Below are 24737 nucleotides of genomic sequence, written 5' to 3' on the forward strand. Positions count from 1 at the left end.
GCCTAAATGGAATTTTCAACCGGTAATCCAGAAAACAAAAAACGAAGAACCTTTCTCAAAACTACTGGGAAGGCCTTGGTAGGTAGTGCGGCACTGCCTTTGGTTTTTAATATCAACAATAGTTTTGGCATGAAAGACGATATCCTAAAAGTAGGTTTGATCGGATGTGGGGGTAGAGGTACCGGGGCAGCCGCACAGGCGCTAAAAGCAGATCCAAATGCTATGCTGACATGTATGGCGGATATATTTTCTGATTATTTGGATGAGTCTTATAATGCACTCATTCAGGTCAATCCGCTACAGGTTCAGGTGGCTGAGGATCATAAATTCATCGGGTTCGATGCTTACCAAAAGGTGCTGGAATCCGATGTGGATGTAGTTATCCTGACTACTCCGCCGGCTTTCAGGCCGGGTCACTTCAAAGCAGCAGTTCAGTCAGGAAAGCATGTATTTTGTGAAAAACCCGTGGCAGTTGATGCCCCTGGAGTAAGAAGTGTATTGGAAACAGCAAGGTTGGCTGAAGAAAAAGGTCTGAATGTGGTTTCAGGTTTTACATTTAGGTATGACTTTCCAAAAAGAGCTTTGTTTGAAAAAATCAATAGTGGGGAAATCGGGGAAGTGATGTCGGTATTGACAGTCAGAAACGGTGGAGGATTGTGGTATAAAGAAAGACAGCCTTCATGGACCGAGATGGAATATCAATTGAGAAATTGGTATTACTATGATTGGCTTTCCGGAGATTATATTGTGGAAATGATGGTCCACAGCTTGGATATGATGTCTTGGGCATTTGGCGATAAGCTACCTCTAAAAGCCACCGGTACTGGAGGACGACAATCCAGGACCGAAGAAAAATGGGGAAATATCTATGACCACTTCGCCATTGAATATGAATATGAAAACGGTGCGAAAGGGATTCATTTCAGTCGGCAACAACAGGGATGTTCCAATGTCAATAAAGCCGAAGTGTTTGGTAAGAATGGAAGTGCCGTGGTCGATATAGGCAGGCAGACACATAGAATTCAAAATGATAGCCTATGGGATTATGAAGGCGAAAAAAACAATCCCTATGAAACCCAACATGAGGAATTATTCGCTGCAATTCGAGCTGGGAAGCCAATGAATGAAGGAGATTTGATGGCAAACAGTACCATGTTGGCCATTTTAGGCAGAATGGTAGGGTATTCAGGTCAGACGATCACTTGGGAGCAAGCCATAAATTCCAATCAGGTCCTTGGCCCTGCTTTGGATGAATACCGTTGGGATTTGGAATGGCCGGTTCCACCTGTGGCAATTCCCGGTAAGACCAAAGTATTATGATCATTGTTTAGAAAACCTCTTAAACTTTAAAATCCCAACAAATGAAATGTAATTATCCTTATGTCATCATTTTCGTATTCTTTTTAATAGGTAATCCTGTTGCAGGTCAAGAGTTTTTATTTGAATTTGGAAAGTCTAGAGGATTGGAGTCTTTGGTCAGCGATAAGCAACCTGAAGAAATTCCCCTGAAATGGTTCAATGTAAATACTGAAAAAGAAACCTGGTATTTTGAAGGAGATGAACTGGTTTGCAGAGGCTTACCCATTGGGGTAATCCGGTCTGAAAAGCAGTACGAAAATTTCATCATGTACATAGAATGGAAGCACATGGAAGCAGGGGGAAATTCAGGGACATTTGTATGGAGCAGTGCAGTTCCAGGTGATAACCGACTACCTGACGGGGTTGAAGTTCAGATGTTGGAATTGGATTGGGTCAACCAAAACAAAAAAGATGGGGTTTTGCCGCCAATAGCCTATGTACACGGGGAATTGTTTGGAGTTGGGGGAGTGACTACCGTACCTGATAATCCAAGAGGAACAAGGAGCAAATCCATCGAAAACCGCTGCTTGGGCAAAGGGCAGTGGAATACCTATGTAGTAGTCTGTGTGGACGGAGTCATCAAACTTTCGGTAAATGGAAAATTTGTCAATGGCATCAGTCAGTCCAGCCAAAAGAAAGGATACATCTGTCTGGAATCGGAAGGAGCTCCCATACATTTCAGAAATCTTAAAATCACCGAACTCCCAGCTGGAGTCACCTCAGTAGATCAAATTGCTCCATTGATTTCCAATAATTAATGTATATCAATATCAAATGAAAAAAAAGGTGGCGAATCAGATAAGAGAGAAATCATATTGGAAGAGCCTTTAGATTTCTTCAGGCGATTGGGATTGCCCAATGATCCAAATAAATAATGATAACAATTGGAAATAAAATTGAACTGAACTTTTTTCAAACCCAGGAAAAAAAGTATGAAATTCTGTTCTCGATAATTCTACTTATTTATTAGTTTGTAAATTGGTGCGGGTAAACGAAAGTCTTAGAATATAATTTGGTTTTTGTATGTTGGAAAAGTGTAATATTAAGATGAAATGATTTTGTCCATTTGATATGAATTAGGAATTTTTATAAAAATAATTTAGTTTATACAAAGGTTTTCTGGAAAGCAACTTTTAGGGATTCCATTCCTGCCCTACACATTGAGAAAGAGGTTAAGTTAGTTTTTGAAAATAATGAAAAATAAATGCTTTGAATCAGCGGTTATAAATGGTATAAAAGCTGCGCAATGGAAAAAGGGTAGGGATTGGATAGATGACAGTGAGACAATTTGGAATGGACTGACTAAATCAAGCAGAATGGAAACTCAACCATATATGGCGCATGTTTGGAGACCCTGTGAGGATCCTTTTCAGCCACAAAATGAAAGAATCAATTCTGTTCAAAATCAGGATTGTGGCTTTTGGGTTTGGGAGGCAAGGACAAGAAATGTGATGGTCCATTACCCCTCTGACGGCTTTATCCCAAGCTACAGTCAGGACATCGCCTCCCTACCTGCATCCAACAGGTACTTTATCAACGGTGCCAACCATATCGAACTCCTCAATATGTCCAATAGCAGTCTGAATGGTGTGCCTAATGATGCAACAAAAGTTGAGTTTGATAATGTATTTCAATTGAGATCAGATATTTTCTTTGTCAATCCGAGATAATGAAGAGTATAATTTCAATACTTATAGTTTTAATCCTTCTTGGTGCCTCGTGTACCAAGGAGGATTTTCCAAGATTACAAATAAATGAAGAAGGTGAGATTGTGTCCCTTCCTTATTTTTGGAAAAAATTATTACATAAATCATCACCTGAATATTTTGGTTTTCTAAAATACCCTATCTTTTTTAATCAAAATCCTATTATTCCGATGACTGATGGAGGTTCTGGAAGGTTACTTTCTATGATTAATAGAGAAAATGGGGAAACTATATGGGAATGGGATGATAGGTTTATTCAAGAAACCGAGGAAATTCTTATGGGTAGATATCATCAATATGAGAACCTTTTGGTTTATACCATGGGGAGTAGAGTGTATGGTATCAATCTGGAATCAGGCCAAACTCACTGGAAGAACAGGAATAATTTGGACAGGTCTTTTTGGTCGCATGTATATGGTAAAGATTCAGATTTTTATATGTTTGGAAGATCCGATTTCTTTCCCGATAGTGTTGATCAAATGGTAGTTTTTAAAGGAGATATTAATACTGGACAGTATGAAGAATACCTGATTCCCAATTTTACCATGGATTATTTCTTTCCAGGAAACCGAATTGGAAACGTCATTGCTGTAACTCCGGTTTCACTTGATGGCAAAGACTTCCTTGCCGTGGTGTGGCAAGAACCTTTTTTTGAGTTTAACTGGCAGTCCTATATTGGTCTTTGGGATATAGATAACGAAGTTTGGGTCTATGAAAAGGCGATCATCAATCCAGAAAAAAGTTTCAACGGGATATTGTTGAATCCCCCTGTTGTTTATCAGGACAGGATTTATCTGGCAGTAGGCTTTGAGCTGGCCTGTCATGATATCCGTACAGGAGCACAGCAATGGAAAAAGAAATTTGATGGGGAGATTTTCTTTTCAAATCTTTTGATCGAGGAAGGAAAACTTGTGGTGAACAATGAGGATCAGAATGTGTATTGTTTTGACCCCATATCGGGCAGTCAGTTATGGAAAACGAAAGGCTCCGGCACGAGCAGCTTTATGAGCTACTTGGAAGGAGTAGTCTATTTTAACGGAGGAGCCACGGGCAGGCTCCATGCAATCGATATCCGTTCGGGGAAGACGGTATGGAAAATAGATACCGACCGTCTGGGGCAAAGGGGGGACAGGTTCAGGGGCACTGCGGTATACACCATTCCCGGGGAAAAAGGGAAAAAAGGCAAGGTGGTCGCCTTGAGCGGAATGTATGCCTATTGTTTTGAAGCTTATCGATAAAAAAATCTAATATGAAAAAAGGAATACTGCTTATGCTATTCATGGCACTTTTGGTTACAGTTCACGCCCAGACTGAAAAAGGAAATTACTTACTTGGATTTGGTACTGCTATAGGAATAGGTGAAAATGAGGGGCTGATGGGACTGGCATTTTCCAACTCAACAATCAAAGATGGCAATGCCACCGTGAGCGAAACCAAGTTTACCAGTTTATTTATCACTACCAAAGTCGGTTATTTTGTAGCTGATAATCTTGCAACAGGACTGGATTTGGCGGGTTCTTTTTCCAGTGGGAGCAGCAGCGTGGCAAGTTTTGACCTGGAATCCCAAAACAGCTTTATTGGAATAGGCCCATTTGTAAGATATTATTTTCCAACCGGAAAAATACTCCCTTTTGCTGAAGTCAATACCCTTTTTGGCAACAGGAAACAATCTACTACCGGTCAGGGAGTTGATAATGAAAACAAATATGCTGTATCTAATTTTGGTGGTGGATTGGGGTTGGCATTTCTTCTTGGGGAAAAAAGTTCCTTGGACCTGGGGTTGAATTATAATTCGACTGCTTTAAATGAAAAGGAAGCTGATATTAAAACCAGACAAAATACCCTAGGTCTAAGGTTATCTTTTACTATCTATCTATAAAAAAAAATTGCAATTGCATTTTAAAAATAAAATCAAGCATCCACGCTTGATTTTAAATCAATATCTACAAATATCCAACCTTTCTACTGAAAGCAGTCATCAATAATATCAACAAATATCAAATATCAATAAATATCCAGTTCTACTTTTTGCAAGGTTAATATCCAGTCTCTTCAATTAAATCCTTGTCAACTTAATCGGATAGGTTTTAGAAGCATTCCATTGGCATACATAGATGTTTTCATCCTGGTCAATGCAGACATCATGGCAATGTTTGAAGACCGGTTCTTTCTGAATCATCAATTGCAACTCACCATCAATGTATTTCGGAGCTGTTCCTCCCGGATTGGAAACCACCTTGTCATTTTCATCAAGAATGGTAACAAATCCCGAATTGTCCATCTGCTCCAAATATTTTGCCCGCGACCAGCAAACTCCTGCATAGAGGTTTTTGCCATGGATAACCGGACGGCAGACAAATGCACCAGGTAAAAATATAGTTTCCAGATACTTGCCTTCCATGGTGAATCTTTTGAAAGAATTATGTCCCCGGGAAGTGCACAAAAGGGTAGGGGTTCCGCCTTTACGTTGGTCTACCGCAATGCCGTGTACTGTTTTGAACTGCGCATCCCCATGTCCATCTCCCCCGAACTTTCGGATAAAATTTCCTTTTGAGTCATATTGCAATACAAATTGGGAACCATATCCATCAGTGATATACAGGTCTCCATTTGGTGCTACGCAGGTTTCAGTGGGTACCCATCTCATTTTTTCGGAATAAATCCCATTGTTTAAGGGGGAGGATATTTCAGTAATGATTTTCCCTTTCAAATCGGTTTTGATCACCCTTCCTCCATTGTCTACGATCCATAAAAATTCCTCACCGCCTTCATTGACCAAGCTTAATCCATGTGCGGAAGGTAAATTCAAGGTCCATGAATCCAGAAGTTTTCCGGATTGGTCGTATATGATGATGTTGTTTTTTGCTTCATCTGTCACCATAATCAAACGGCCCTTTTTATCCATGACCATTTCATGACAATTGACAACAGGTGTTTTACTTGGGTCAAGATTTCCCCATGCGGTGTCAACTTTGTATCTGAAATCACCATGTCCTAGAATGGTGTCATTGTCTATGGAAAAGGATAAGTTAGGTTTGATGGTCATGGCAAGTCCTGTCAGTGCGGTTAGTTTGAGAAAGTTTCTACGATTGCTGGGCATAAATTTGAATTAAATCTGTGAAGGCAATTTAGCATTATTATCAGATAATTCTAAAATTGATAATGTCCACTGGTCAAAATTTAAAACCAAAGATTGATGAGTTATATTTATATTTAAAATCAAACCCATAATGATCCTATGAAAAATCTAACCAAAACACTTTTATTGGCCGTCTTAATACTTTGCGCCAGTCCATTGAATGCCCAAGAAATAGCCCTGCAATTGTACAGCCTGCGAAATGAAATGAAACAGGATGCCAAAGGAACCCATGCTTTGATCCCCGGTATGGGGATCAAATATCTGGAAGGTGGGGGCACTTACGGTATGGAAAAAGAGGAATACAAAGCTTTCCTTTCAGGATTAGGACTTTCAATTGTTGCCGTTGGGGCAGGATATGAAGCCTTGAGGGATAATCCCCAATCTGTCATTGACAATGCCAATTCCTATGGGGCAAAATTTGCAACCTGTACCTGGATTCCCCATCCTTCGGGCCAGTTCAGTATCAAGGAAACCAAGGAAGCAATAGAAGTTTTCAATAAAGCGGGAAAGATTCTGAAAGATGCAGGAATCACCCTTTGCTATCATCCTCATGGTTATGAGTTTAAGCCTTATGGTAAAGGAGTTCTTTTCGATGAAATGCTCAAAAATGCCAAGAATTATGATTTCAATATGGATGTGTATTGGGTTCAAATGGGTGGAGGGGACCCATTGGCCATCATGAAAAAGTATCCAAAGAAATTTCCCCTTTTACATTTGAAAGACCGTGCCCATGGGACACCCGGGAATACTGATGGCAGGGGAGATGTCGAGACCAATGTAGTCCTTGGTACAGGTGACGTTGATATCCAAGGCCTGATCAAACAAGCCCAAAAAGTCGGCACCAAATATCTGATCATTGAAGACGAGTCTTCCAGGTCAGTGCAGCAGATTCCTCAGAGCGTGGAGTATATCAAGAAGGTGATGGCAGAGAAGTAAGCGTTGGTTAGTTGTCCAACGGTTGTACCGTTGGACTTCCTGAGTTTAGCGCTTGTAGCGCTGGTATTATCAGGTTGAGCCAGAGGCTCAGGGACTCAGCGATCCGAAGGTACAACCTTCGGATAACCTTAATAAACCTCAACCTTAACCAATCCTTTTATCCCAGCATAATCCCTTGCCGAGCTGAATAAATAATGATGTTCTTCTTCAACAATCATCGCCCTTACGGGATTTTGGTGGATATAATGTAGTTTTTGTTCAAAAAACTTTGGGGATTCAATACCGATTGCGTGTAAGCCATCAAACCAAAATTTGTAGGTATCAACTCTTTTGGAAATATTTCCCCGAAATTTAAACTGATTGAGTATCCATTTAGACCTTGAATCAATTGACTCGGTTTCAAGGCTCATAAGTATTTTTTTGGCAACAAAGCTTTTAAAATCTCTCATAATATCACTCAAAAATGCTGGCTCTTTGGCACGGCATAACAAATGAAGATGATTTGACATCAGGCACCAAGCATAAATTTCGAGACCTTTATTGTTGACACAATAATTCAAACTGTCAACAACATCAAGTTTATACTCTTTTCTAGTAAAAATATCTATCCAATCCATGACGGTGAATGTCAAAAATTGAATACCGTTTTGGTCGCTTATTTGAAATGGTTTCAGCATAAAAAGTTAGAATTAAAAACCTGAATGGAATTTAAGTATAAAAATGTAATTTTTCAACTAGAAAAATATTGGGATTGAGCCAGAGGCTCAGGACTCAGGGATCCGAAGGTACAACCTTCGGATAACGTTGTCCAACGGTTGTACCGTTGGACTTCCCGAGTTCAGCGCTTTTAGCGCTGGTGTTGAGTAGGTTGAGCCAGAGGCTCAGGACTCAGGGATCCGAAGGTACAACCTTCGGATAACTATTCATGCGTCAAAATCATTGCTTCCAATCTATTGAAGCATTTTTCAGCTAATCTACTGTATCCTTCCTCTCCTGAGAAAGAGGTTGTTTCAATGGGTGAGGAAAAATAAATATGGATTATTCCTGGTCTCATTAATAAAGAACTTCTCTTCATTATCCTGTCCGCACCGATCACAGCCATTGGCAAAATCCGGATACCTGTTTCCGCTGCAATCCTAAATGCGCCTTTTTGAAAAGGTAATAATGCCTGACTGGTATCGTTCCTTGTGCCTTCAGGTGCGACCACTATAGAAATTCCTTTTTCCAATATTTTCAATAATTTCTCGACGGATGCCTTTCTTGATGCCGCATCTTTTCTATCCACCCAAACAGCAACCCGGGACACTATAAATCCAAAAACAGGGATTTTGGAAAGTTCTTTTTTGCCTATAGCCCGGACTTCTTGGCGAATGGCAATGGGAATGACAGGCGCATCAATAAATGAGCGATGATTGAAAATGTAGATGTAGGGCTGATTTGGATCTATATATTCCTTGCCATGTATTCGATACCTAATCCCCACCAAATATGACCAAACAGAGGCCCAAAGCCGTATAAAAACAAAAGATACCTTGCCACCACGCGAACTTACTATTAGAGGGATTACGATAAACAGTCCAAAAACCAGCATTAATACAATAAATAAAAGAGCTGCGTAGAGGGTGTAAATCCACAGGAATATTTTCATAGTCTGATTAATTGATTATTTTTGGGCAATATTTAATCAATTTACTAACTCTTTGCTTGCAAACAACCCCTGGGAGAGATTTCAGGGGTTTCATTTTTTTGCAATATTATTGACTTCATTCAAGGATTAAAAGATAAATGAATAAGTAAATTGGCAGATATGCCAATAAAATGGGAGTACGATATAATTATTTGTAGGAGACTTTAATGACCTGTACTGCGGTCTTCCGACTTCGGTCTCCGGTCCTGCCAATTATAGATTATCGGATTATTGGCAAAGAAGGGGTTAACTATTTAAATGTATTTTTCAATCTAAATATTTCACTTTTCCCAAAAAACCTTACCTTTGCAGTCCGTTCGGGTGAACGGGGTCTCGGGGGCTGATTCTCAGGGATTTTATCTAACACTAAAAACCTCAACCCACATGACCCTAGGGTTGTTGATAAACAGGGTCATTACACAATATGTCTAATCAAAAAGAGTTTAACTGGGACAATTTCTCCACCAAAGGTTTTGGCGAAGGCTATTCCAAAGATCAGCGTGCTGAAATGGAAGCCATGTATGCCGGCACTTTGAATGAAATCACCGAAAAAGAAGTCATCAAAGGTACTGTAGTAGGTATCAATGATAAAGACGTAATCATCAATATCGGTTTCAAATCCGATGGTTTGGTACCTGTATCCGAATTCCGTGATCTTCCCAACCTAAAAATCGGTGACGAAGTGGAATTGTTCATCGAAGAGCAGGAGAATTCATTGGGTCAATTGGTGCTTTCCAGAAAGAAAGCCAGAATGGTCCGTGCATGGAGCGATATTGAAGATGCTTTGGCTAACGATAGCGTTATCGAAGGTCTTGTAAAAAGAAGGACCAAAGGTGGTCTGATCGTAGATATCTACGGTGTTGAAGCCTTCTTGCCAGGTTCCCAGATTGATGTGAAGCCTATCAGGGATTTTGATATCTATGTAGGTAAGAAAATGGAAGTGAAAGTGGTTAAAATCAACCACACCAATGATAACGTAGTTGTTTCTCACAAAGTCTTGATCGAAAAAGATCTTGAGAAACAAAAAGCTGAAATATTGAACAACCTTGAGAAAGGTCAGGTATTGGAAGGTGTGATCAAAAACATGACCAACTTCGGTGTATTCATCGATTTGGGTGGTGTAGACGGTTTGCTACACATTACTGATATCTCTTGGGGAAGAATCAACCATCCTGAAGAAGTGCTTAACCTTGACGACAAAGTTCAGGTGGTGGTACTTGATTTCGATGATGACAAGAAGAGAATTTCTTTGGGTATGAAGCAGTTGACTTCTCATCCTTGGGATGCGCTTTCTGCTGATCTTGAGATTGGATCCAAAGTCAAAGGCAAGATTGTAAATGTAGCCGATTACGGTGCATTCCTTGAATTGGCTCCTGGTGTTGAAGGCCTGATCCACGTTTCTGAAATGAGCTGGTCTCAGCATTTGAGAAATCCTGCTGACTTCGTGAAAGTTGGTGATGAGATCGAAGCTGTTGTATTGACTTTGGACAAAGACGAAAGAAAAATGTCTTTGGGCATCAAGCAATTGACTGAAGATCCTTGGACCAAAGGTGATATGTCTACCAAATATGGTGTCGGCACCAAACACAAAGGTGTAGTTAGAAACCTGACCAACTTTGGCTTGTTCCTTGAATTGGAAGAAGGTATCGACGGTTTGGTTCACGTATCTGACCTTTCCTGGACCAAGAAAATCAAACACCCTGCAGAGTTTGTGAAAGTAGGCGATGAATTGGATGTTGCTGTCTTGGAACTTGATGTGGACAACAGAAGATTGGCCCTTGGTCACAAGCAATTGGAAGAAAACCCATGGGATACTTTCGAAACAGTATTCCCTGTAGGTTCTGACCATAAGTGTACAGTGGTTTCCAAAAACGACAAAGGTGCAGTTCTTGAACTTCCTTACGGATTGGAAGGATTTGCTACTTCCAAGAATTTGGAAAAAGCTGACGGTTCTTCTGTAGAAGTTGGTGAGGCTTTGGATTTCAGGGTAACTGAATTCTCCAAAGATGACAAGAGAATTGTTCTTTCCCATACGGCTACTTTTAAAGAAGAGGCCAAACCAGCCGCAGCACCTAAGAAAGCTGCGAAAAAACCATCTGCCCCGGCACCAGAAGCTACTGCTGATAAATCCACTTTGGGTGATATCGATGCTTTGGCTGAGTTGAAGGAAAAGATGGAAGGCGGGAAGAAGTAATCTTTAGAAACAAGAGACAAGAATCAAGAACCAAGATGGTTCATATCAAATATAAAAAGTGGCTGCTGAGAGGTGGCCACTTTTTTTATATGATCCTTTGAGGTTTTTAAAACCTCGAAGGATTTTTTGATTTTAATAATATTTAAAATTATCGCATTTTGGAATTTAGTTTCGTCCTGACTTTAACCTCTATTGTATTGATTGTGGATGAATTTTATTGAGAACATTTGAAATGTCGAATCACTTCAAGTCTTTATTATGAAAAGGTTTCATTCCTTAAGGATGATTTTCTCAGTACTTCTTATAGAAATTTAATTAGTAGGGTTGATCAGGAAAATGGAATTACAGTTCCTGTCAGTGGTATTGGTGGGATAAAATTAGTTAAAATCCCGGTGCCCGATTAAATAGCGTGATATATTCCATCTTCAGTGAATTTTATTCAAAGGATGAGCTATTATCAATTTGTCTTACTCCAATCAATTTTATCTGATGTAATCGGCAATGTCCGAACTCTCGATCCTATCCCTTCAAAAACAGCATTTGCTATCGCCGCAGCCACTGGCCCTTGTGCCGCTTCACCCGCCCCCATTGGAGGAAGTTCAGGTCTATTGATGATATGGACTTCGATTTCCGGCACATCCTTAAACCTCATAATGGGATAAGAATTCCAATCCTTGCTCAAAATCCCATTTTCATCATACTGAACAGATTCCATTAAAGTCCAACTTGCCGATTGGACCATGCCGCCTTCGGTTTGGTTTTTTAACCCATCAGGATTGATGCATTGCCCGGAATCAATCACTCCGGTCATTTTGGTCAGTTTAAATGATCTTTCAGCTTTGTTGATTTCCACCTCAGCCAAAACCGCAAAAAAGGAGGCTGAATTTTTGTATTTGGAAAAAGCAACACCATAACCATTTCCTGGGTTTTTCCCTTTGGAATCCCATCCTGTTTTGGAAGCTAAAGTTTCAAGGACAGCAATAGCCCGATCATCTTTCAGGTTTTTGATCCTAAAGGCAATAGGATCCATTCCTGCCTCAGATGCCAGTTCATCCATAAAGGATTCCAAAGCAAAGATATTCCCATAAGCTCCAAGTCCTCTCAAAGCAGAAGTCCGCAATGGCCCATCATAATTGTACAACTGTAATCTTTTATCAGGGATATTATATAAAGGTGTGGCATTACGGTATGAACCTCCCGAAAAGCCTCCTTTTTGAAATTCAAAAGGATCTTTTAAATGCCTGGCAGAAACATAATGACCTGCCTTGCCATTGGGTCGGGTGCTGTGGGTATCTGACCAGATATGGGTGTCCCAAGCCAGAATCTTTCCATTTTCATCCATACCAGCTTCCAACTGAATAACCATGGCAGAACCATAAGGTTCCCATTGGTGTTCATCCTCCCGCATCCATTGCAGGCGTACAGGTTTACCAGGATAATGTTTAGCAATCAGTGCTGCTTCTGCAGAAACATCATCTGCACCGTTATGTCCGTAGCAACCTGAACCAGGCATACCAATACATCTGATTTTTTCTTTTTCCAACCCAAAAAGATCAGCTAGGGAATTTTGGAGGGGATAAACTCCTTGTGTTGGGGACCAAACAGTCAAGTAATCATCATCCCATTTTGCCACTGCGCAGGAGGGACCAGTGGAAGCATGCATGTGGTAAGGCCTTTGATACTCAGCTTTTATTTTTTTCGAAGAGGAATTGATCTTACCTGAAATGCCAGGGCTGTCCTCTACCATCTGGGGTGGATTGGCATTTGCTTTCATATTCTCAAAAAGTGATTCCAACAATGGTCCCAATTTCGGGCTTTCCCACTTAGTGCTTTCCTTGAGCTGTTGCCATGCTTTGACTGCCTGAAATTCTCTTTTTGCTATAACCGCTACAAAACTCCCATCTTCAATTATTTTCAAAATCCCTTCTTGGTCTTTTATTTTGTCAAGGTCAATAGACACTAGCTTTGCATTGTAGACAGGAGGGTGAAGAACACGGGCATGAACCATGTCAGGCAATCTCAGGTCGTGGACAAAGTGTGGTTCTCCTCGTACTAATGACCTGATATCTTCTCTGGGAACTGCTTTTCCTATATGAACATGGTCTTTATGATCTTTTATGGGTGCTTCCCCGGTTATTTTTTCTTCCAGATACTTTCCCTCCAACAACTCCCAATAGGATATTTCTTGATCAGGACCACCTTGAATAACACCGTTTTTGACCTGTAACTTTGAAATGTCTGTCCCCCATTTTTCACTTGCCAATTTCAATAGTACCAACCTTGCCTCAGCGGCAGCCTGTCGGATGGCTTTGCCGCTGCCCTCTATAGAATTGCTTCCTGCGGTATAACCTTCATTGGCAGTCTGACCTGTATCTCCATTGATAATATGACATATTCCCAGATCAACATCCAGTTCATCAGCGGCAATTTGCATCAAGGCCGTCCTTATCCCCTGACCCAATTCCTGTTTGCCAGTTAGAATAGTCACATGTCCATCCGTATCTAATCTTATCCAGGAATCGATCAGGTTGCTGTCAATATGGGGTCTTTCAGGAATACCGCTATAATTTTTCATCACGGAATTTTCTGTTTCCTTGGATTGGCAAAAGGCCAAAGGAAAAAGATTGAATCCAATCAGCAACTGACCGGACGTTTTGAGAAATGTTCTTCTGGAGTTTGTGGTCTGTTCCATCCCTTAAAATTTTGAGGATTTTTCGGATGCCTTTTTGATAGCAGAAATGAATCGGGTATGTGTCCCACAACGGCAGATAACTGGCTGTAAGGCTTCTCTTATTTCATTTTCGCTTGGTTTTGGATTGGACCTCAACAAAGCCAATCCGGCTATCATCATGCCGTTCAGGCAATACCCGCATTGTGCTGCCTGTTCTTCAAAAAATGACTCCTGCAAAGGATGGAGACCATTGCTTTTGATTAAACCTTCAATGGTCTCGATTTTTTTACCTTCAAATGATTTACATGGTTGCATACATGATGGAACAGCCTCACCGTCCACCAATACCATACAGCTGCCACATTGGTGCATACCACAGCCAAATTTTGGTCCGTTGAGACCAAAGTCTTCCCTTAGTACATACAAAAGCGGTTCATCTTCATACACTTCCACCTGTACATTCTTGCCATTTAGATGAAATAGGGCTTTAACAGTCATTTTGCTTTATTTCCAATGAAAAATTAAAATACCCTTTATCCCCCAAATTTCAAATCAAACAAGTTTGAAAGGAGCATTGCTGTGGATAGACGGAAGTGCAGTAAATAACAATTGAATGTTAAAAAATAAGATTTTTTTAAATACCATTTAAAAACAAAGAAACCCTCTTCGAAGAATGAGAAGAGGGTTTCTTTGTTTTTATTGAGGTCGCGAGCGGATTCGAACCGCTGTACAAGGTTTTGCAGACCTCTGCCTAGCCACTCGGCCACGCGACCTTTTGAAATCGGAATGCAAATGTAGGTATATTCAGTTTTTAAGCAAACGTAATAAGACTAAATTTTGATTCAATCCCATTTTAACATTCAGGTATTCTGAAATGGATTATGCAGGACATGAAAAAAGCGCTTAAAACTAAGCGCTTTTTGAGGTCGGGGGTGGATTCGAACCACCGTAAAGGGTCTTGCGAACCCTCGCCTTACACTCGGCCACCCGACCTTACAAGTCAATTGGATGAGACTTTTGCTCAAATTACCATTCCTTTAACAGTCTTTTTGATGATAAAGTTTAGTAAAAAAATATAAAACAATAGTCTTCAGGAATATAAATTGTCCAATAAATAGAGGTCGAGGGTGGAATCGAACCACCGTATGAAGTCTTGCGAACTTCTGCCTAACACTCGGCTACTCGACCATATGAATAAAATTCATGTTGGCTTATCCAACACTTCTTAAGTTTTAATCCTTAGCAGATTACTATAGTTGTTAAAATTTATGGGAACGGATTATCTGGGGTGATTAAAACGTTCTTTTGATAGCAGAAATAAATTTTAAAATAATTTAAAGTTCTGGAATCTTAAATTCATGATTCCTTTTTCATTTCTACATATTTACAAAGAAAAGTAAATAACTTTTATATTCAAATTTTTAAAAGTTTAATTTTATCTTGATATCAAATGAAATCTTAAAAAAAGAATTCATCTTTGACCAAAACCCCCAAGAGTTTAATTTGGCTTTTGGATTTAAATTGAAATAGATGAAACATTCTTTTATTTATAATGATTCTAAATTGAAATAAGGGAAAATTTTGTTTATTTAAAACATTGTAATACAATAACTTACAATTATTTCGAATCCATAAATTTGATAGGTTAGTCTATCTCATGCAAGTTTGAAAAATAGAATTGGGGTAGTACATTTGCAGTGTTTATCAAAAAACGTGCACTAAACTGTTTAATAAGTAATAAATATGACGATCAAGCGCTCATTATTAAGTGTTCCCTTAAGGTTAAGCACATGGTTACTGGTGTTTCTCCTTTCCATGGGTACACAGGCCTTTGCGGTCAATCCCGATGTTTCTGATAGTGAAGAGGCGATTGCAGCTGGTAAATCTATTTTCAATGCCAATTGTAGAACCTGTCACAGATTAGACCAAAAGAATATTGGTCCAGCTTTAAGGGGAGTTTCAGACCGTCACTCCATTGAATGGAACAAAAGTTTCATCAGAAATTCCCAGGCATTGATCGCATCCGGCGATCCTGAAGCCGTGGCTATTTACAATGAATTCAATCAGTTGGCTATGCCGTCCCATGAATTCTTGTCTGATGAAGATGTGATGAATCTATTATCATACATTGAATATGGTGATAAAGCAGATCCTGCTGCTGCTGCAGCTACAGGAGGAGAAGGAGGGCAAGTAGGAGTCGATGGCGGTATTCCAAGTGAGTATCTTACCATTATTTTGTCAGTTTTGGTGGTTGTATTGCTATTGATACTTGTAGTATTGGGTTTAATAATTTCCATACTTACAAAGTATCTTTCAAATCAGAATTTGGATGAGGTTGATGCTGAATATGTCAACCAAAAATTTGATTTCAAAAAAATATTGAGATCCGATGCATTTGTGATCATCATTACCACCCTTGTAGTGGCATTTGTTGCCAAATCAGGGATTGATCAATTATATACCATTGGAGTTCAGCAAGGGTATGCGCCTGCACAACCCATAGCTTTTTCACATCAACTTCATGCAGGTCAATATGAAATGGAATGCCAATATTGCCACACCGGGGTAGAAATTGGTAAATCTGCCAATATTCCATCTGCCAATATTTGTATGAACTGTCATGCACATATTCAGAATGTTGGAGGAAAAGAAGGAATTTCCCCCGAAATCCAGAAGATCTATAATGCAGTTGATAACAATCAACCTATTGAATGGGTCAGAATTCACAATCTTCCTGATTTAGCTTATTTCAATCACTCCCAACATGTCGCAGTTGGCGGCTTGGAATGTCAAACCTGTCATGGTCCCATTGAAGAAATGGAAGTGGTCTATCAGCACAGTTCACTGACAATGGGATGGTGTATAGACTGTCACAGACAGACCGAAATCAAATCGCAGGGTAATGAATATTATGATAAATTGGTTCAGCTTCATTCTGAGTCAAAAAATGCTTTGAAAGTCAAAGACATTGGCGGTTTAGAATGCGCGAAGTGCCATTATTAATTTAAATCAATTCAGAACGTACTCTTCTTGATTATACAATGAAAGAAAATAAAAAGACCTACTGGAAAGGGTTAGAAGAACTAACAAATGATCCGGAGTTTGTCAAAAATGCAGATAGAGAATTTCCTGAAATGCCTTCCTCTCTTAATTCTGAAGAAGGACCTTCAAGAAGGGATTTTTTAAAACTTATGGGTTTCAGCCTTGCAGCAGCATCTTTGGCTGCATGTGAAGCTCCGGTAAGAAAAGCAATCCCTTATGTCAACAAGCCTGTTGATATCAATCCCTCAATTCCCAATTATTATGCATCAACCTTTTCTTCGGGTGGCGATTATGCCTCTGTAGTAGTAAAAACCAGAGAAGGTAGACCGATTAAAATTGATGGAAATGCATTGTCTCCGATCAATAAAGGTGGTGTCAATGCCATTGTGGAAGCCTCAGTTTTATCTTTATATGATAAGGAAAGACTTTCAGGTCCACATATCAATGGTGAAAAAGTTGAATGGTCTGCCTTGGATTCTGAAGTAAAAAGTAAATTGGCTTCAGCAGGTCAGGTAAAGATCGTTTCAAATACTGTACTTTCCCCTTCGACTCAACTCACGCTCAATCAACTTGCTGAAAAATTTGGTGCTGATATTATCACTTATGATCCATTATCAAATTTTGGTATCAGTAGTGCTGCAAAAACCACCTATGGCGTTGATGGCCTGCCAAGTTATCATTTTGATAAAGCAAGCGTTATTGTCAGTTTCGGTGCGGATTTTCTAGGTACTTGGATTTCTCCGATAGAATTCGCAAAACAGTATAGTAAAGGAAGAAAGATTTCTAAAGAAAAGCCGGTCATGTCCCGTCATTTCCAATTTGAATCAACCCTTTCTTTGACAGGTGCGAATGCTGATTACAGAACACCAATAAAACCATCTCAGAGTGGTTTGGCAGTATTGTCATTGTATAACTCATTGGCTAAACAAGCTGGCGGCCCTACAGTTTCAGGTCCCGCTGTGGAAGTGGAATACCTTGAGAAGGCTGCGAAAGAACTTTGGGCAAATAGGGGGAAATCCTTGGTGGTTTCAGGATCCAATGATCCAAATGTTCAGATCGTTATCAATGCCATCAATGACCTTCTTCAAAACAATGGTGTGACTGTGGATTTTTCCAAACCATCGTACTACAGAAAAGGTGATGATGCAAAAATGAATCAATTTGTCGCAGATCTTAATGCAGGAAGAATTGGCGGAGTGATTTTTTATAACTGCAATCCTGTTTATGATTTTGCCAAAGGTGCTGAGATTGCTGAGGGATTGTCCAAGGTCAAGGTTTCTGTCGCCACAAACGGCACAATGGATGAGACAGCATCTTTAGTACAATATATCGCTCCGGATCATCATTATTTAGAGTCCTGGAATGATTTTAATCCTAAAAATGGAGAATATAGCTTGTCCCAACCGGTTATTTCACCTCTTTTTAGTACCAGACAGGCACAGGAATCTTTCTTGGTTTGGTCTGATTCAGGTGTAAACTACTATGACTCCTTACAGGAAAATTGGAAATCAACTTTATTTGCGTCTCAAACAGAAATAACCGGTTTCCAGGAGTTTTGGGATAGATCTCTTTTCAATGGAGTGTATTCTGTTCCTTCTGAATCTTCTGCTGTTGAAGGTTTTGCTGATATTTCAGTAGCAGCTTCGGCTGTTTCTAAAGCATATAAAGCATCAAGTGAGGGAGTCGAATTAAGTATTTATACCAAAGTCGGAATAGGAAATGGTACTTTCGCCAATAACCCTTGGCTTCAGGAAATGTCCGATCCTATCTCAAAGGCGACTTGGGATAACTACCTGACAGTATCACAAAAGTGGGCCAATGAAAACGGCTTGAAAATGGCCGAAGGTGCAACCAGAAAGGCAAAAATTACTGTGGGTGGAAAATCTCTGATTGTACCAATAATGGTGCAACCGGGACAGGCTTATGGAACTATAGGTTTAGCCCTTGGTTATGGCCGTGTCAAAGCCGGGAAAGTCGCCAATGGAGTTGGTGTAAATGCCTATGAGCTCTTGGACAGTACCAAAGGTTTTGTAAATTTTGATATTACGGAAGGTGTAAGTGTGGAGCTTTTGGCCGATACATATAAAATCGCTCAAACCCAGACCCATCAGACCTATATGGATAGAGAGTATGTCATTCAAGAGGCTACTCTTCCTGAATACAAGGAAAATGCATCTGCCGGAAGATACCATCCGAAAGTATATATGGAAGGTGAGTTTGTAAAACCTTCTAAAATATCTTTGTGGAAAGGGCATCAGTACAGCCAACACCATTGGGGTTTGGCAATTGATATGAATTCATGTATTGGTTGTGGAGCATGTACAGTTGCTTGCCAAGTAGAAAACAATGTGTCTGTTGTAGGTAAGCAAGAAGTTCTCAACAGAAGAGAAATGGCTTGGTTAAGGATAGACAGGTACTATAGTTCGCCTGAAGGTGCTTCAACTAATAAGGAATTGGAGACTGCTGCAGAGAATCCTGAGGTTACTTTCCAGCCTATGATGTGTCAGCACTGTAACAATGCGCCTTGTGAGACAGTTTGTCCGGTTGCTGCTACTACCCATTCTTCTGAAGGTCTAAATCAAATGACTTATAACAGATGTATTGGTACCAGATATTGTGCCAACAACTGTCCATATAAAGTAAGGAGATTCAATTGGTTCAAATATCATGATAACAAAGATTTTGCAACAGTCAATGTCGCACAGAATGATGATATGGGCAAAATGGTATTGAATCCTGATGTTACCGTAAGGGCCAGAGGGGTCATTGAAAAATGTTCAATGTGTGTTCAAAGAATCCAATCAGGAAAGCTTACTGCCAAAAGAGAAGGCAGAAAGGTTCAGGACGGTGAAATTACAACAGCCTGTGCTACCGCTTGTCCGACAGAAGCGATTGTTTTTGGGGATATGAATGATACCAATAGCAGAATCACAAAAATGCTTAAAATCCAGGAAGATACTACTTCAGCGATGAAAGAGGTGAATGAGGAAAGGGCATATCATGTGATTGAATACCTTAATGTAAGCCCGAATGTGTGGTATTTTACAAAAATCAGAAATAAGGATAAATCAGAAGCGTAATTAAATAATTTTATAAGATATGCAGGTTACTTCATCCGTACGCGAGCCGCTGATTACTGGCGGGAAAACCTTAAAAGACGTCACACACGATATTTCCAGACAAGTAGAAGGTAAACCAAGTATGTCTTGGTTGCTTGCCTTTCTTGTTTCAGTCGGTGCATTGGTGCTTGGCTTTTTAGCTTTGGCAGCCACACTCTGGGAAGGTATTGGTATGTGGGGTCTGAACAAAACTGTTGGTTGGGCTTGGGATATCACAAACTTTGTTTGGTGGGTTGGTATCGGTCACGCAGGTACATTGATCTCAGCTGTACTCTTACTGTTCAGACAAAAGTGGAGAATGGCGATTAACAGGGCAGCAGAGGCCATGACGATTTTCGCTGTAATCTGTGCGGCTATGTTCCCAATCATTCACATGGGACGTCCCTGGCTTGGCGCTTATTGGGCGCTTCCTCTTCCCAATACATTCGGTTCGTTATGGGTTAATTTCAACTCTCCTCTTTTGTGGGATGTTTTTGCCATTTCGACCTATTTCTCAGTTTCTCTGGTATTCTGGTATGTCAGCTTGGTTCCTGACTTTGCTACAATCAGAGACAGGGCAACTGGAATTCGTAAATCAATCTATGGTGCTTTGGCTCTTGGCTGGGATGGTGCCGCAAAAACTTGGAGCAGATTTGAAGCAGTTGCATTGATTCTAGCAGGTTTGGCTACACCTCTTGTGTTATCTGTACATACAATTGTATCTTTTGACTTTGCCACATCAGTTATTCCTGGTTGGCATACAACCATCTTTCCGCCCTACTTTGTTGCAGGAGCGATTTTCTCGGGTTTTGCAATGGTATTGACCCTGATGATTGTAACCAGAAAAGTTTTTCACCTGGAAGATTATATCACTATAGGGCATATCGAATTGATGAATATTGTAATTATCATCACGGGTTCTATTGTTGGTATCGCTTATATCACTGAGTTCTTCATGGCATGGTATTCAGGAGTGGCAGCTGAACAATATGCATTTGTCAATAGGATGTTCGGACCTTATTGGTGGGCATATTGGACCATGATGACATGTAATGTTATTTCGCCACAGCTTTTCTGGATCAAAAAAATCAGAACATCCATAGTAGCCACTTTCATACTTTCTTTGGTAGTAAACACAGGAATGTGGTTTGAAAGGTTTGTGATTATTGTAACCTCTTTACACAGGGATTTTCTCCCTTCCTCTTGGGCAATGTTTTATCCAACTTTGTCTGATGTTGGGGTTTACCTTTTCACCTTTGGTTTATTTTTCACCTTCTTCTTCCTTTTTGCGAAGTTTTTCCCGGTGATCAATATGTTTGAAGTAAAATCTATTTTAAAATCTTCCTCAAAAAAAATAAATAAATAAAAGCATGGAAAGAGATAAAAATTTTATCCTCGGAGTGTATGAAGATGAGGATGTTTTAATGGATGCGGTAGTCAAAATCAGAAAAGCAGGTGTCAAAATCCATGAGGTTTATTCACCCTTTCCTGTACATGGATTAGATGAGGTTCTTGGGTATAAAAGGAGCCGTTTGCCCATTGCAGCCTTCCTTTTTGGATTGTTGGGGACAATTCTGGCTTTGACCATGCAGTTTTACATGATGAAATTTGATTGGCCAATGATTATCGGGGGAAAGGATTTTGCTGCCGTCCCTTCATTTATCCCTGTGACCTTTGAAATGACAGTTCTTTTGGCTGCATTTGGAATGGTTGGGGTTTTCCTGATATCAAGCAATCTTAAGCCTTGGGGACAACCAAAAATATTTGATTTAAGAATCACTGATGATAAGCATGTTTTGGCTATTGACTTAGCAGTAAATGCTAATTTTGGTGAGGAAAAACTTAGGGAAGTACTTAAATCAGCAGATGCTTCAGAGGTAAATAAAAAAAGTTTCGAATAGGTAATAGGAGAATATGAAAATCAGACACTTTATATATTTAATCGGTTTTGTAACAATGTCTTTTGTGATGTTGTCATGTGGGGCCTCAGGGGACGACCCTGGTTATGAATTTGCTCCTCAAATGTACAATTCAGTGGCCTATGAACCCTTGAATCAAATTGTAAATGAAGATGAAGGAAGCTGGCTTTCTTCAAGGGAAGATGGGAAGGGTGAATTTTTCAACAGCAATATCAATAATCCTTACAGGATGAACATGAGAGAACCTGTTGCGAATACAGTTCCAAGAACCAAGGATGGTTCACTTCCATATAGATTGAAGGCTTTTGAATTGGAGGCTGCTGCTTTAAATGAGAACCCAATCGAACTTTCAGACAAAGTTCTGGCAGAAGGCAAAGTATTGTACACCCAATATTGCGCTACTTGTCATGGTCCTGGAGGAGAGGGTGATGGAAAAGCCGGTGAAGTTGTTGGCGGGGTAGCCAATTTGAAAGGTGGCGCATACATCAATTTACCTGAAGGACATATCTTTCATGTGATAATGAAGGGCAAAGGAAGAATGGGAGCCCATGGTTCTCAAATCCCTCAAGAAAGAATTTGGAAAATTGTTCATTATGTCAAACAAGAAATTCAAAAACAATAATCATGGCGCACGGTACAACAAATTATAATTTGGATCAAAAATTTGATTTTACAGCTGCGCTGAAAAAATCAATCCTCATGACCTTGGCTATAGGTGCAGTTATTTTGGCTGTGGGAATCATCTTGGCAATGACGGGAGGTCATGAACATGCAGAAGGAGATGGCCATGCATTTCATTGGTATGAGAGGCTTTTTGCCAATATCTGGATCAATAATGTCTATTTTACAGGCATTTCTGTTATTGGCGTTTTCTTCTTTGCTATCCAATATGCTGCCCAAGCGGGATGGTCTGTAGCTTTGAAGAGAATTATGTTATCTTTTGGCTACTGGTTGCCGATAGCAGGTGTCTTAATGATTGGAAGTTTCTTTTTGATTAACCATGATATTTTCCATTGGACACATTCCTATTTATTTGATAAATCAAGCCCCGAGTTCGATTATATCATTGATGGCAAAGGGTCTTATTTCTACTGGCCGTTGGAGAAAGGGACTTTCCCATTGTTCTTTGTTATCAGGATGGTATTGTTTTTTGGATTTTGGGTTTTCTTCTTCAATAAACTGAAATCCTTATCCTATGAAGAAGATCTTCAGGGAGGAACTCAATATTTCTTTAGATTAAGAAAGTGGTCAGCAATATTTTTGATATTCTTTGCTGTATCTTCTTCTGTATCTGCTTGGGACTGGGTGTTGTCAATAGATACCCATTGGTTCTCTACCATGTTTGGTTGGTATGTTTTTTCGTCTTGGTTTGTTGCTGGTTTGTCGGCTATCACTTTAGTCACTCTCTTTCTTAAGGGCAAAGGATATCTTGAAATGGTGAATGAAAACCATATTCATGATTTGGGTAAATTCGTGTTCGCGTTTTCAATATTTTGGACATATATCTGGTTTTCCCAGTTTTTATTGATCTATTATGCAAACATTCCTGAAGAGACTTTTTACTTTGTAGAAAGACTCCAGAGTGATGTGTATAGCCCGTTCATTTTTGTAAATCTAGGTTTAAACTTCTTCCTACCTTTCCTTGTTCTTATGACACGTGATGCAAAAAGACATGGAATATTTCTTAAATTGGTTTGTTCCTTGATTATCTTAGGTCATTGGTTTGATTTCTTCCTAATGATTCAGCCAGGGACTCTTGGTCAAAATGGAGGTTTTGGCTTAATGGAAATAGGTATGTTATTGGTATATGGTTCTGCTTTTGTTTTTGTTGTCATGAGCAATCTTTCCAAAAGAAATCTAATTGCCAAAAATCATCCTATGTTGGAAGAAAGTTATCATCATCACATTTAATTATCCGAAAAATTTAAAATTATGTACGGATTACTAATTACAGTAGGTATAATATTATTACTGTCCATAATTTGGATGGTTTACAGGATTCAGACGCTTGTTTCTGTAGTAAAAGGTAGTGATAAGAAAATTGCTTCAGGAAGTAATAAAATCAATGCCTTCCTATTTATCGTTTTCCTTGTAGGTGGTGGTGGTTGGATGATTTGGTATTCCATTAAAGAATTTGACAATTATCAGCTTCCGATTGCTTCTGAACACGGAATTGTAACTGACCAGTTGTTTTGGATTACAATGGCGATAACGGGTATAGTGTTTTTAATTACACATGTACTCTTATTTTGGTTTCCCTATAAATATCAATATACAGAAACCAGAAAAGCTTCTTTCTATCCCGATAACAATAAATTAGAACTTATTTGGACTATAGTTCCAGCGTTTGTTCTTGCAGCCCTCGTTATAGGTGGGTGGAAAGCTTGGTCTGATATTACAAAACCTGCTCCCGAAAATTCACATGTAGTCGAATTAATGGGTTATCAGTTTGCTTGGGAGGTGCGCTATCCGGGTTTGGACAATGTCTTGGGAGAAAATGATTATAGACTTACCAATGCATCAAATGTATCAGGTGTAGATTTCTCAGATAAGAATTCATTCGATGATTTCTCTTCACCTGTGGTAATTATTCCTAAAGGTGAACCTGTGTTGTTCAGAATTCGGGCTAGAGATGTTTTACACTCTGTTTTTGCTCCTCATATGAGATTGAAAATGGATGCAGTGCCCGGAATGCCAACGAGGTTTTGGTTTACAGCTACCAAAACGACTGAAGAGATGAGAGCTGAATTGGGCGATCCTGAATTTGTTTATGAAATAGCTTGTACAGAGATATGCGGACGAGGTCACAATGCCATGAGAAGGGAATTGAGAGTGGTCGAGCCTGATGAATACAGAAAGTGGATGTCAGAGCAAAAACCTTACATAGTCAATAATCCTGCTTTGGTTTCTGACCTACCCACTGAATTAAAAGAACTGGCTGATATTACTATCAGTGAATATAAGAAGTAATTAAATTATATCATTA

The 24737-nt window shown here is 39.6% G+C and carries 19 protein-coding genes and 3 tRNA genes; 14 read left to right on the forward strand and 8 right to left on the reverse strand.

Translation table 11 applies throughout. The features are described 5' to 3' along the window. Window positions 1-6: 6 nt before the first annotated feature. The 5 genes from B9A52_RS10540 to B9A52_RS10560 all read left to right on the forward strand — a co-directional run bounded on the left by B9A52_RS10540 (window position 7) and on the right by B9A52_RS10560 (window position 4944). Window positions 7-1320: a Gfo/Idh/MocA family protein gene (locus tag B9A52_RS10540; RefSeq protein WP_084120439.1), complete on the forward strand. Its 1314-nt coding sequence runs from the start codon at window positions 7-9 to the stop codon at window positions 1318-1320. A gap of 41 nt (window positions 1321-1361) precedes the next feature. Further along, window positions 1362-2117, forward strand: a complete 756-nt coding sequence (locus B9A52_RS10545) for a 3-keto-disaccharide hydrolase (RefSeq protein WP_084120440.1) — start codon at window positions 1362-1364, stop codon at window positions 2115-2117. A 435-nt stretch (window positions 2118-2552) separates the two neighbouring features. Continuing rightward, complete coding sequence (locus tag B9A52_RS10550; protein WP_084120441.1) at window positions 2553-3029, forward strand: hypothetical protein; 477 nt, start codon at window positions 2553-2555, stop codon at window positions 3027-3029. After that, window positions 3029-4303, forward strand: coding sequence for an outer membrane protein assembly factor BamB family protein (locus B9A52_RS10555; RefSeq protein WP_084120442.1), 1275 nt, complete (start codon window positions 3029-3031; stop codon window positions 4301-4303). The genes B9A52_RS10550 and B9A52_RS10555 overlap by 1 nt, the downstream gene beginning before the upstream one ends. 11 nt (window positions 4304-4314) lie before the next feature. Continuing rightward, window positions 4315-4944 carry an outer membrane beta-barrel protein gene (locus B9A52_RS10560; protein WP_084120443.1) on the forward strand — a complete coding sequence of 210 codons (630 nt, stop codon included), beginning with the start codon at window positions 4315-4317 and terminating at the stop codon, window positions 4942-4944. 177 nt (window positions 4945-5121) lie between these two features. Here B9A52_RS10560 and B9A52_RS10565 read toward each other — a convergent pair whose 3' ends face one another. Next, window positions 5122-6165, reverse strand: a complete 1044-nt coding sequence (locus tag B9A52_RS10565) for a 6-bladed beta-propeller (protein ID WP_084120444.1) — start codon at window positions 6163-6165, stop codon at window positions 5122-5124. Window positions 6166-6303: 138 nt separating this feature from the next. On the opposite strand from B9A52_RS10565, the gene B9A52_RS10570 reads away from it, so the two are divergent. Beyond that, entirely contained in the window at window positions 6304-7140 is an 837-nt protein-coding gene (locus B9A52_RS10570) for a sugar phosphate isomerase/epimerase family protein (RefSeq protein ID WP_084120445.1), read from the forward strand. A 128-nt stretch (window positions 7141-7268) separates the two neighbouring features. Here the strand turns inward: B9A52_RS10570 and B9A52_RS10575 are convergent, their stop codons facing one another. Continuing rightward, window positions 7269-7817: an REP-associated tyrosine transposase gene (locus B9A52_RS10575; protein ID WP_084120446.1), complete on the reverse strand. Its 549-nt coding sequence runs from the start codon at window positions 7815-7817 to the stop codon at window positions 7269-7271. A gap of 242 nt (window positions 7818-8059) precedes the next feature. Next, window positions 8060-8788, reverse strand: a complete 729-nt coding sequence (locus tag B9A52_RS10580; RefSeq protein ID WP_084120447.1) for a lysophospholipid acyltransferase family protein — start codon at window positions 8786-8788, stop codon at window positions 8060-8062. A 463-nt stretch (window positions 8789-9251) separates the two neighbouring features. Between B9A52_RS10580 and rpsA the strand changes: the two genes are divergently transcribed. Then, window positions 9252-11021, forward strand: coding sequence for a 30S ribosomal protein S1 (rpsA, locus tag B9A52_RS10585; RefSeq protein WP_084120448.1), 1770 nt, complete (start codon window positions 9252-9254; stop codon window positions 11019-11021). A gap of 457 nt (window positions 11022-11478) precedes the next feature. Here the strand turns inward: rpsA and B9A52_RS10590 are convergent, their stop codons facing one another. From B9A52_RS10590 to B9A52_RS25490, 5 genes are all read right to left on the reverse strand, one after another. Further along, window positions 11479-13713, reverse strand: coding sequence for a xanthine dehydrogenase family protein molybdopterin-binding subunit (locus tag B9A52_RS10590; RefSeq protein WP_084120449.1), 2235 nt, complete (start codon window positions 13711-13713; stop codon window positions 11479-11481). Between the two features lie 3 nt (window positions 13714-13716). Further along, window positions 13717-14190, reverse strand: a complete 474-nt coding sequence (locus B9A52_RS10595) for a (2Fe-2S)-binding protein (RefSeq protein ID WP_084120450.1) — start codon at window positions 14188-14190, stop codon at window positions 13717-13719. Between the two features lie 204 nt (window positions 14191-14394). After that, a tRNA-Cys gene (locus B9A52_RS10600) sits at window positions 14395-14465 on the reverse strand. Window positions 14466-14615: 150 nt separating this feature from the next. Continuing rightward, window positions 14616-14685: transfer RNA gene (locus B9A52_RS10605), tRNA-Cys, on the reverse strand. A gap of 125 nt (window positions 14686-14810) precedes the next feature. Beyond that, a tRNA-Cys gene (locus B9A52_RS25490) sits at window positions 14811-14880 on the reverse strand. Window positions 14881-15435: 555 nt separating this feature from the next. On the opposite strand from B9A52_RS25490, the gene B9A52_RS10610 reads away from it, so the two are divergent. The 7 genes from B9A52_RS10610 to B9A52_RS10640 are packed head-to-tail and all read left to right on the forward strand — an operon-like array spanning window position 15436 to window position 24721. Further along, complete coding sequence (locus B9A52_RS10610) at window positions 15436-16695, forward strand: c-type cytochrome (RefSeq protein ID WP_084120451.1); 1260 nt, start codon at window positions 15436-15438, stop codon at window positions 16693-16695. 38 nt (window positions 16696-16733) lie between these two features. Continuing rightward, a complete protein-coding gene (locus B9A52_RS10615; RefSeq protein ID WP_084120452.1) occupies window positions 16734-19814 on the forward strand; it encodes a TAT-variant-translocated molybdopterin oxidoreductase in 3081 nt (1026 codons plus the stop codon). Between the two features lie 19 nt (window positions 19815-19833). Continuing rightward, window positions 19834-21198, forward strand: coding sequence for an NrfD/PsrC family molybdoenzyme membrane anchor subunit (gene nrfD, locus B9A52_RS10620; protein ID WP_084120453.1), 1365 nt, complete (start codon window positions 19834-19836; stop codon window positions 21196-21198). Between the two features lie 4 nt (window positions 21199-21202). Beyond that, a complete protein-coding gene (locus tag B9A52_RS10625) occupies window positions 21203-21733 on the forward strand; it encodes a DUF3341 domain-containing protein (RefSeq protein WP_084120454.1) in 531 nt (176 codons plus the stop codon). A gap of 13 nt (window positions 21734-21746) precedes the next feature. After that, window positions 21747-22373, forward strand: coding sequence for a c-type cytochrome (locus B9A52_RS10630; protein ID WP_084120455.1), 627 nt, complete (start codon window positions 21747-21749; stop codon window positions 22371-22373). A gap of 2 nt (window positions 22374-22375) precedes the next feature. Continuing rightward, the gene (locus B9A52_RS10635; protein WP_084120456.1) at window positions 22376-23662 is read left to right on the forward strand and encodes a quinol:cytochrome C oxidoreductase; all 1287 of its coding nucleotides are present in this window, start codon (window positions 22376-22378) and stop codon (window positions 23660-23662) included. A gap of 21 nt (window positions 23663-23683) precedes the next feature. Beyond that, entirely contained in the window at window positions 23684-24721 is a 1038-nt protein-coding gene (locus tag B9A52_RS10640) for a cytochrome c oxidase subunit II (protein ID WP_084120457.1), read from the forward strand. Window positions 24722-24737: the final 16 nt, after the last annotated feature.

Origin of the sequence: Aquiflexum balticum DSM 16537 (assembly GCF_900176595.1) — a bacterium.
Taxonomy (GTDB): Bacteria; Bacteroidota; Bacteroidia; order Cytophagales; family Cyclobacteriaceae; genus Aquiflexum; species Aquiflexum balticum.

Bases quoted from the DNA above. Each gene is read 5' to 3' on its own strand.
- B9A52_RS10540 (WP_084120439.1), top strand. From the start codon at position 7: ATGGAATTTTCAACCGGTAATCCAGAAAACAAAAAACGAAGAACCTTT.
- B9A52_RS10545 (WP_084120440.1), top strand. From the start codon at position 1,362: ATGAAATGTAATTATCCTTATGTCATCATTTTCGTATTCTTTTTAATA.
- B9A52_RS10550 (WP_084120441.1), top strand. From the start codon at position 2,553: ATGAAAAATAAATGCTTTGAATCAGCGGTTATAAATGGTATAAAAGCT.
- B9A52_RS10555 (WP_084120442.1), top strand. From the start codon at position 3,029: ATGAAGAGTATAATTTCAATACTTATAGTTTTAATCCTTCTTGGTGCC.
- B9A52_RS10560 (WP_084120443.1), top strand. From the start codon at position 4,315: ATGAAAAAAGGAATACTGCTTATGCTATTCATGGCACTTTTGGTTACA.
- B9A52_RS10565 (WP_084120444.1), bottom strand. From the start codon at position 6,165: ATGCCCAGCAATCGTAGAAACTTTCTCAAACTAACCGCACTGACAGGA.
- B9A52_RS10570 (WP_084120445.1), top strand. From the start codon at position 6,304: ATGAAAAATCTAACCAAAACACTTTTATTGGCCGTCTTAATACTTTGC.
- B9A52_RS10575 (WP_084120446.1), bottom strand. From the start codon at position 7,817: ATGCTGAAACCATTTCAAATAAGCGACCAAAACGGTATTCAATTTTTG.
- B9A52_RS10580 (WP_084120447.1), bottom strand. From the start codon at position 8,788: ATGAAAATATTCCTGTGGATTTACACCCTCTACGCAGCTCTTTTATTT.
- rpsA (WP_084120448.1), top strand. From the start codon at position 9,252: ATGTCTAATCAAAAAGAGTTTAACTGGGACAATTTCTCCACCAAAGGT.
- B9A52_RS10590 (WP_084120449.1), bottom strand. From the start codon at position 13,713: ATGGAACAGACCACAAACTCCAGAAGAACATTTCTCAAAACGTCCGGT.
- B9A52_RS10595 (WP_084120450.1), bottom strand. From the start codon at position 14,190: ATGACTGTTAAAGCCCTATTTCATCTAAATGGCAAGAATGTACAGGTG.
- B9A52_RS10610 (WP_084120451.1), top strand. From the start codon at position 15,436: ATGACGATCAAGCGCTCATTATTAAGTGTTCCCTTAAGGTTAAGCACA.
- B9A52_RS10615 (WP_084120452.1), top strand. From the start codon at position 16,734: ATGAAAGAAAATAAAAAGACCTACTGGAAAGGGTTAGAAGAACTAACA.
- nrfD (WP_084120453.1), top strand. From the start codon at position 19,834: ATGCAGGTTACTTCATCCGTACGCGAGCCGCTGATTACTGGCGGGAAA.
- B9A52_RS10625 (WP_084120454.1), top strand. From the start codon at position 21,203: ATGGAAAGAGATAAAAATTTTATCCTCGGAGTGTATGAAGATGAGGAT.
- B9A52_RS10630 (WP_084120455.1), top strand. From the start codon at position 21,747: ATGAAAATCAGACACTTTATATATTTAATCGGTTTTGTAACAATGTCT.
- B9A52_RS10635 (WP_084120456.1), top strand. From the start codon at position 22,376: ATGGCGCACGGTACAACAAATTATAATTTGGATCAAAAATTTGATTTT.
- B9A52_RS10640 (WP_084120457.1), top strand. From the start codon at position 23,684: ATGTACGGATTACTAATTACAGTAGGTATAATATTATTACTGTCCATA.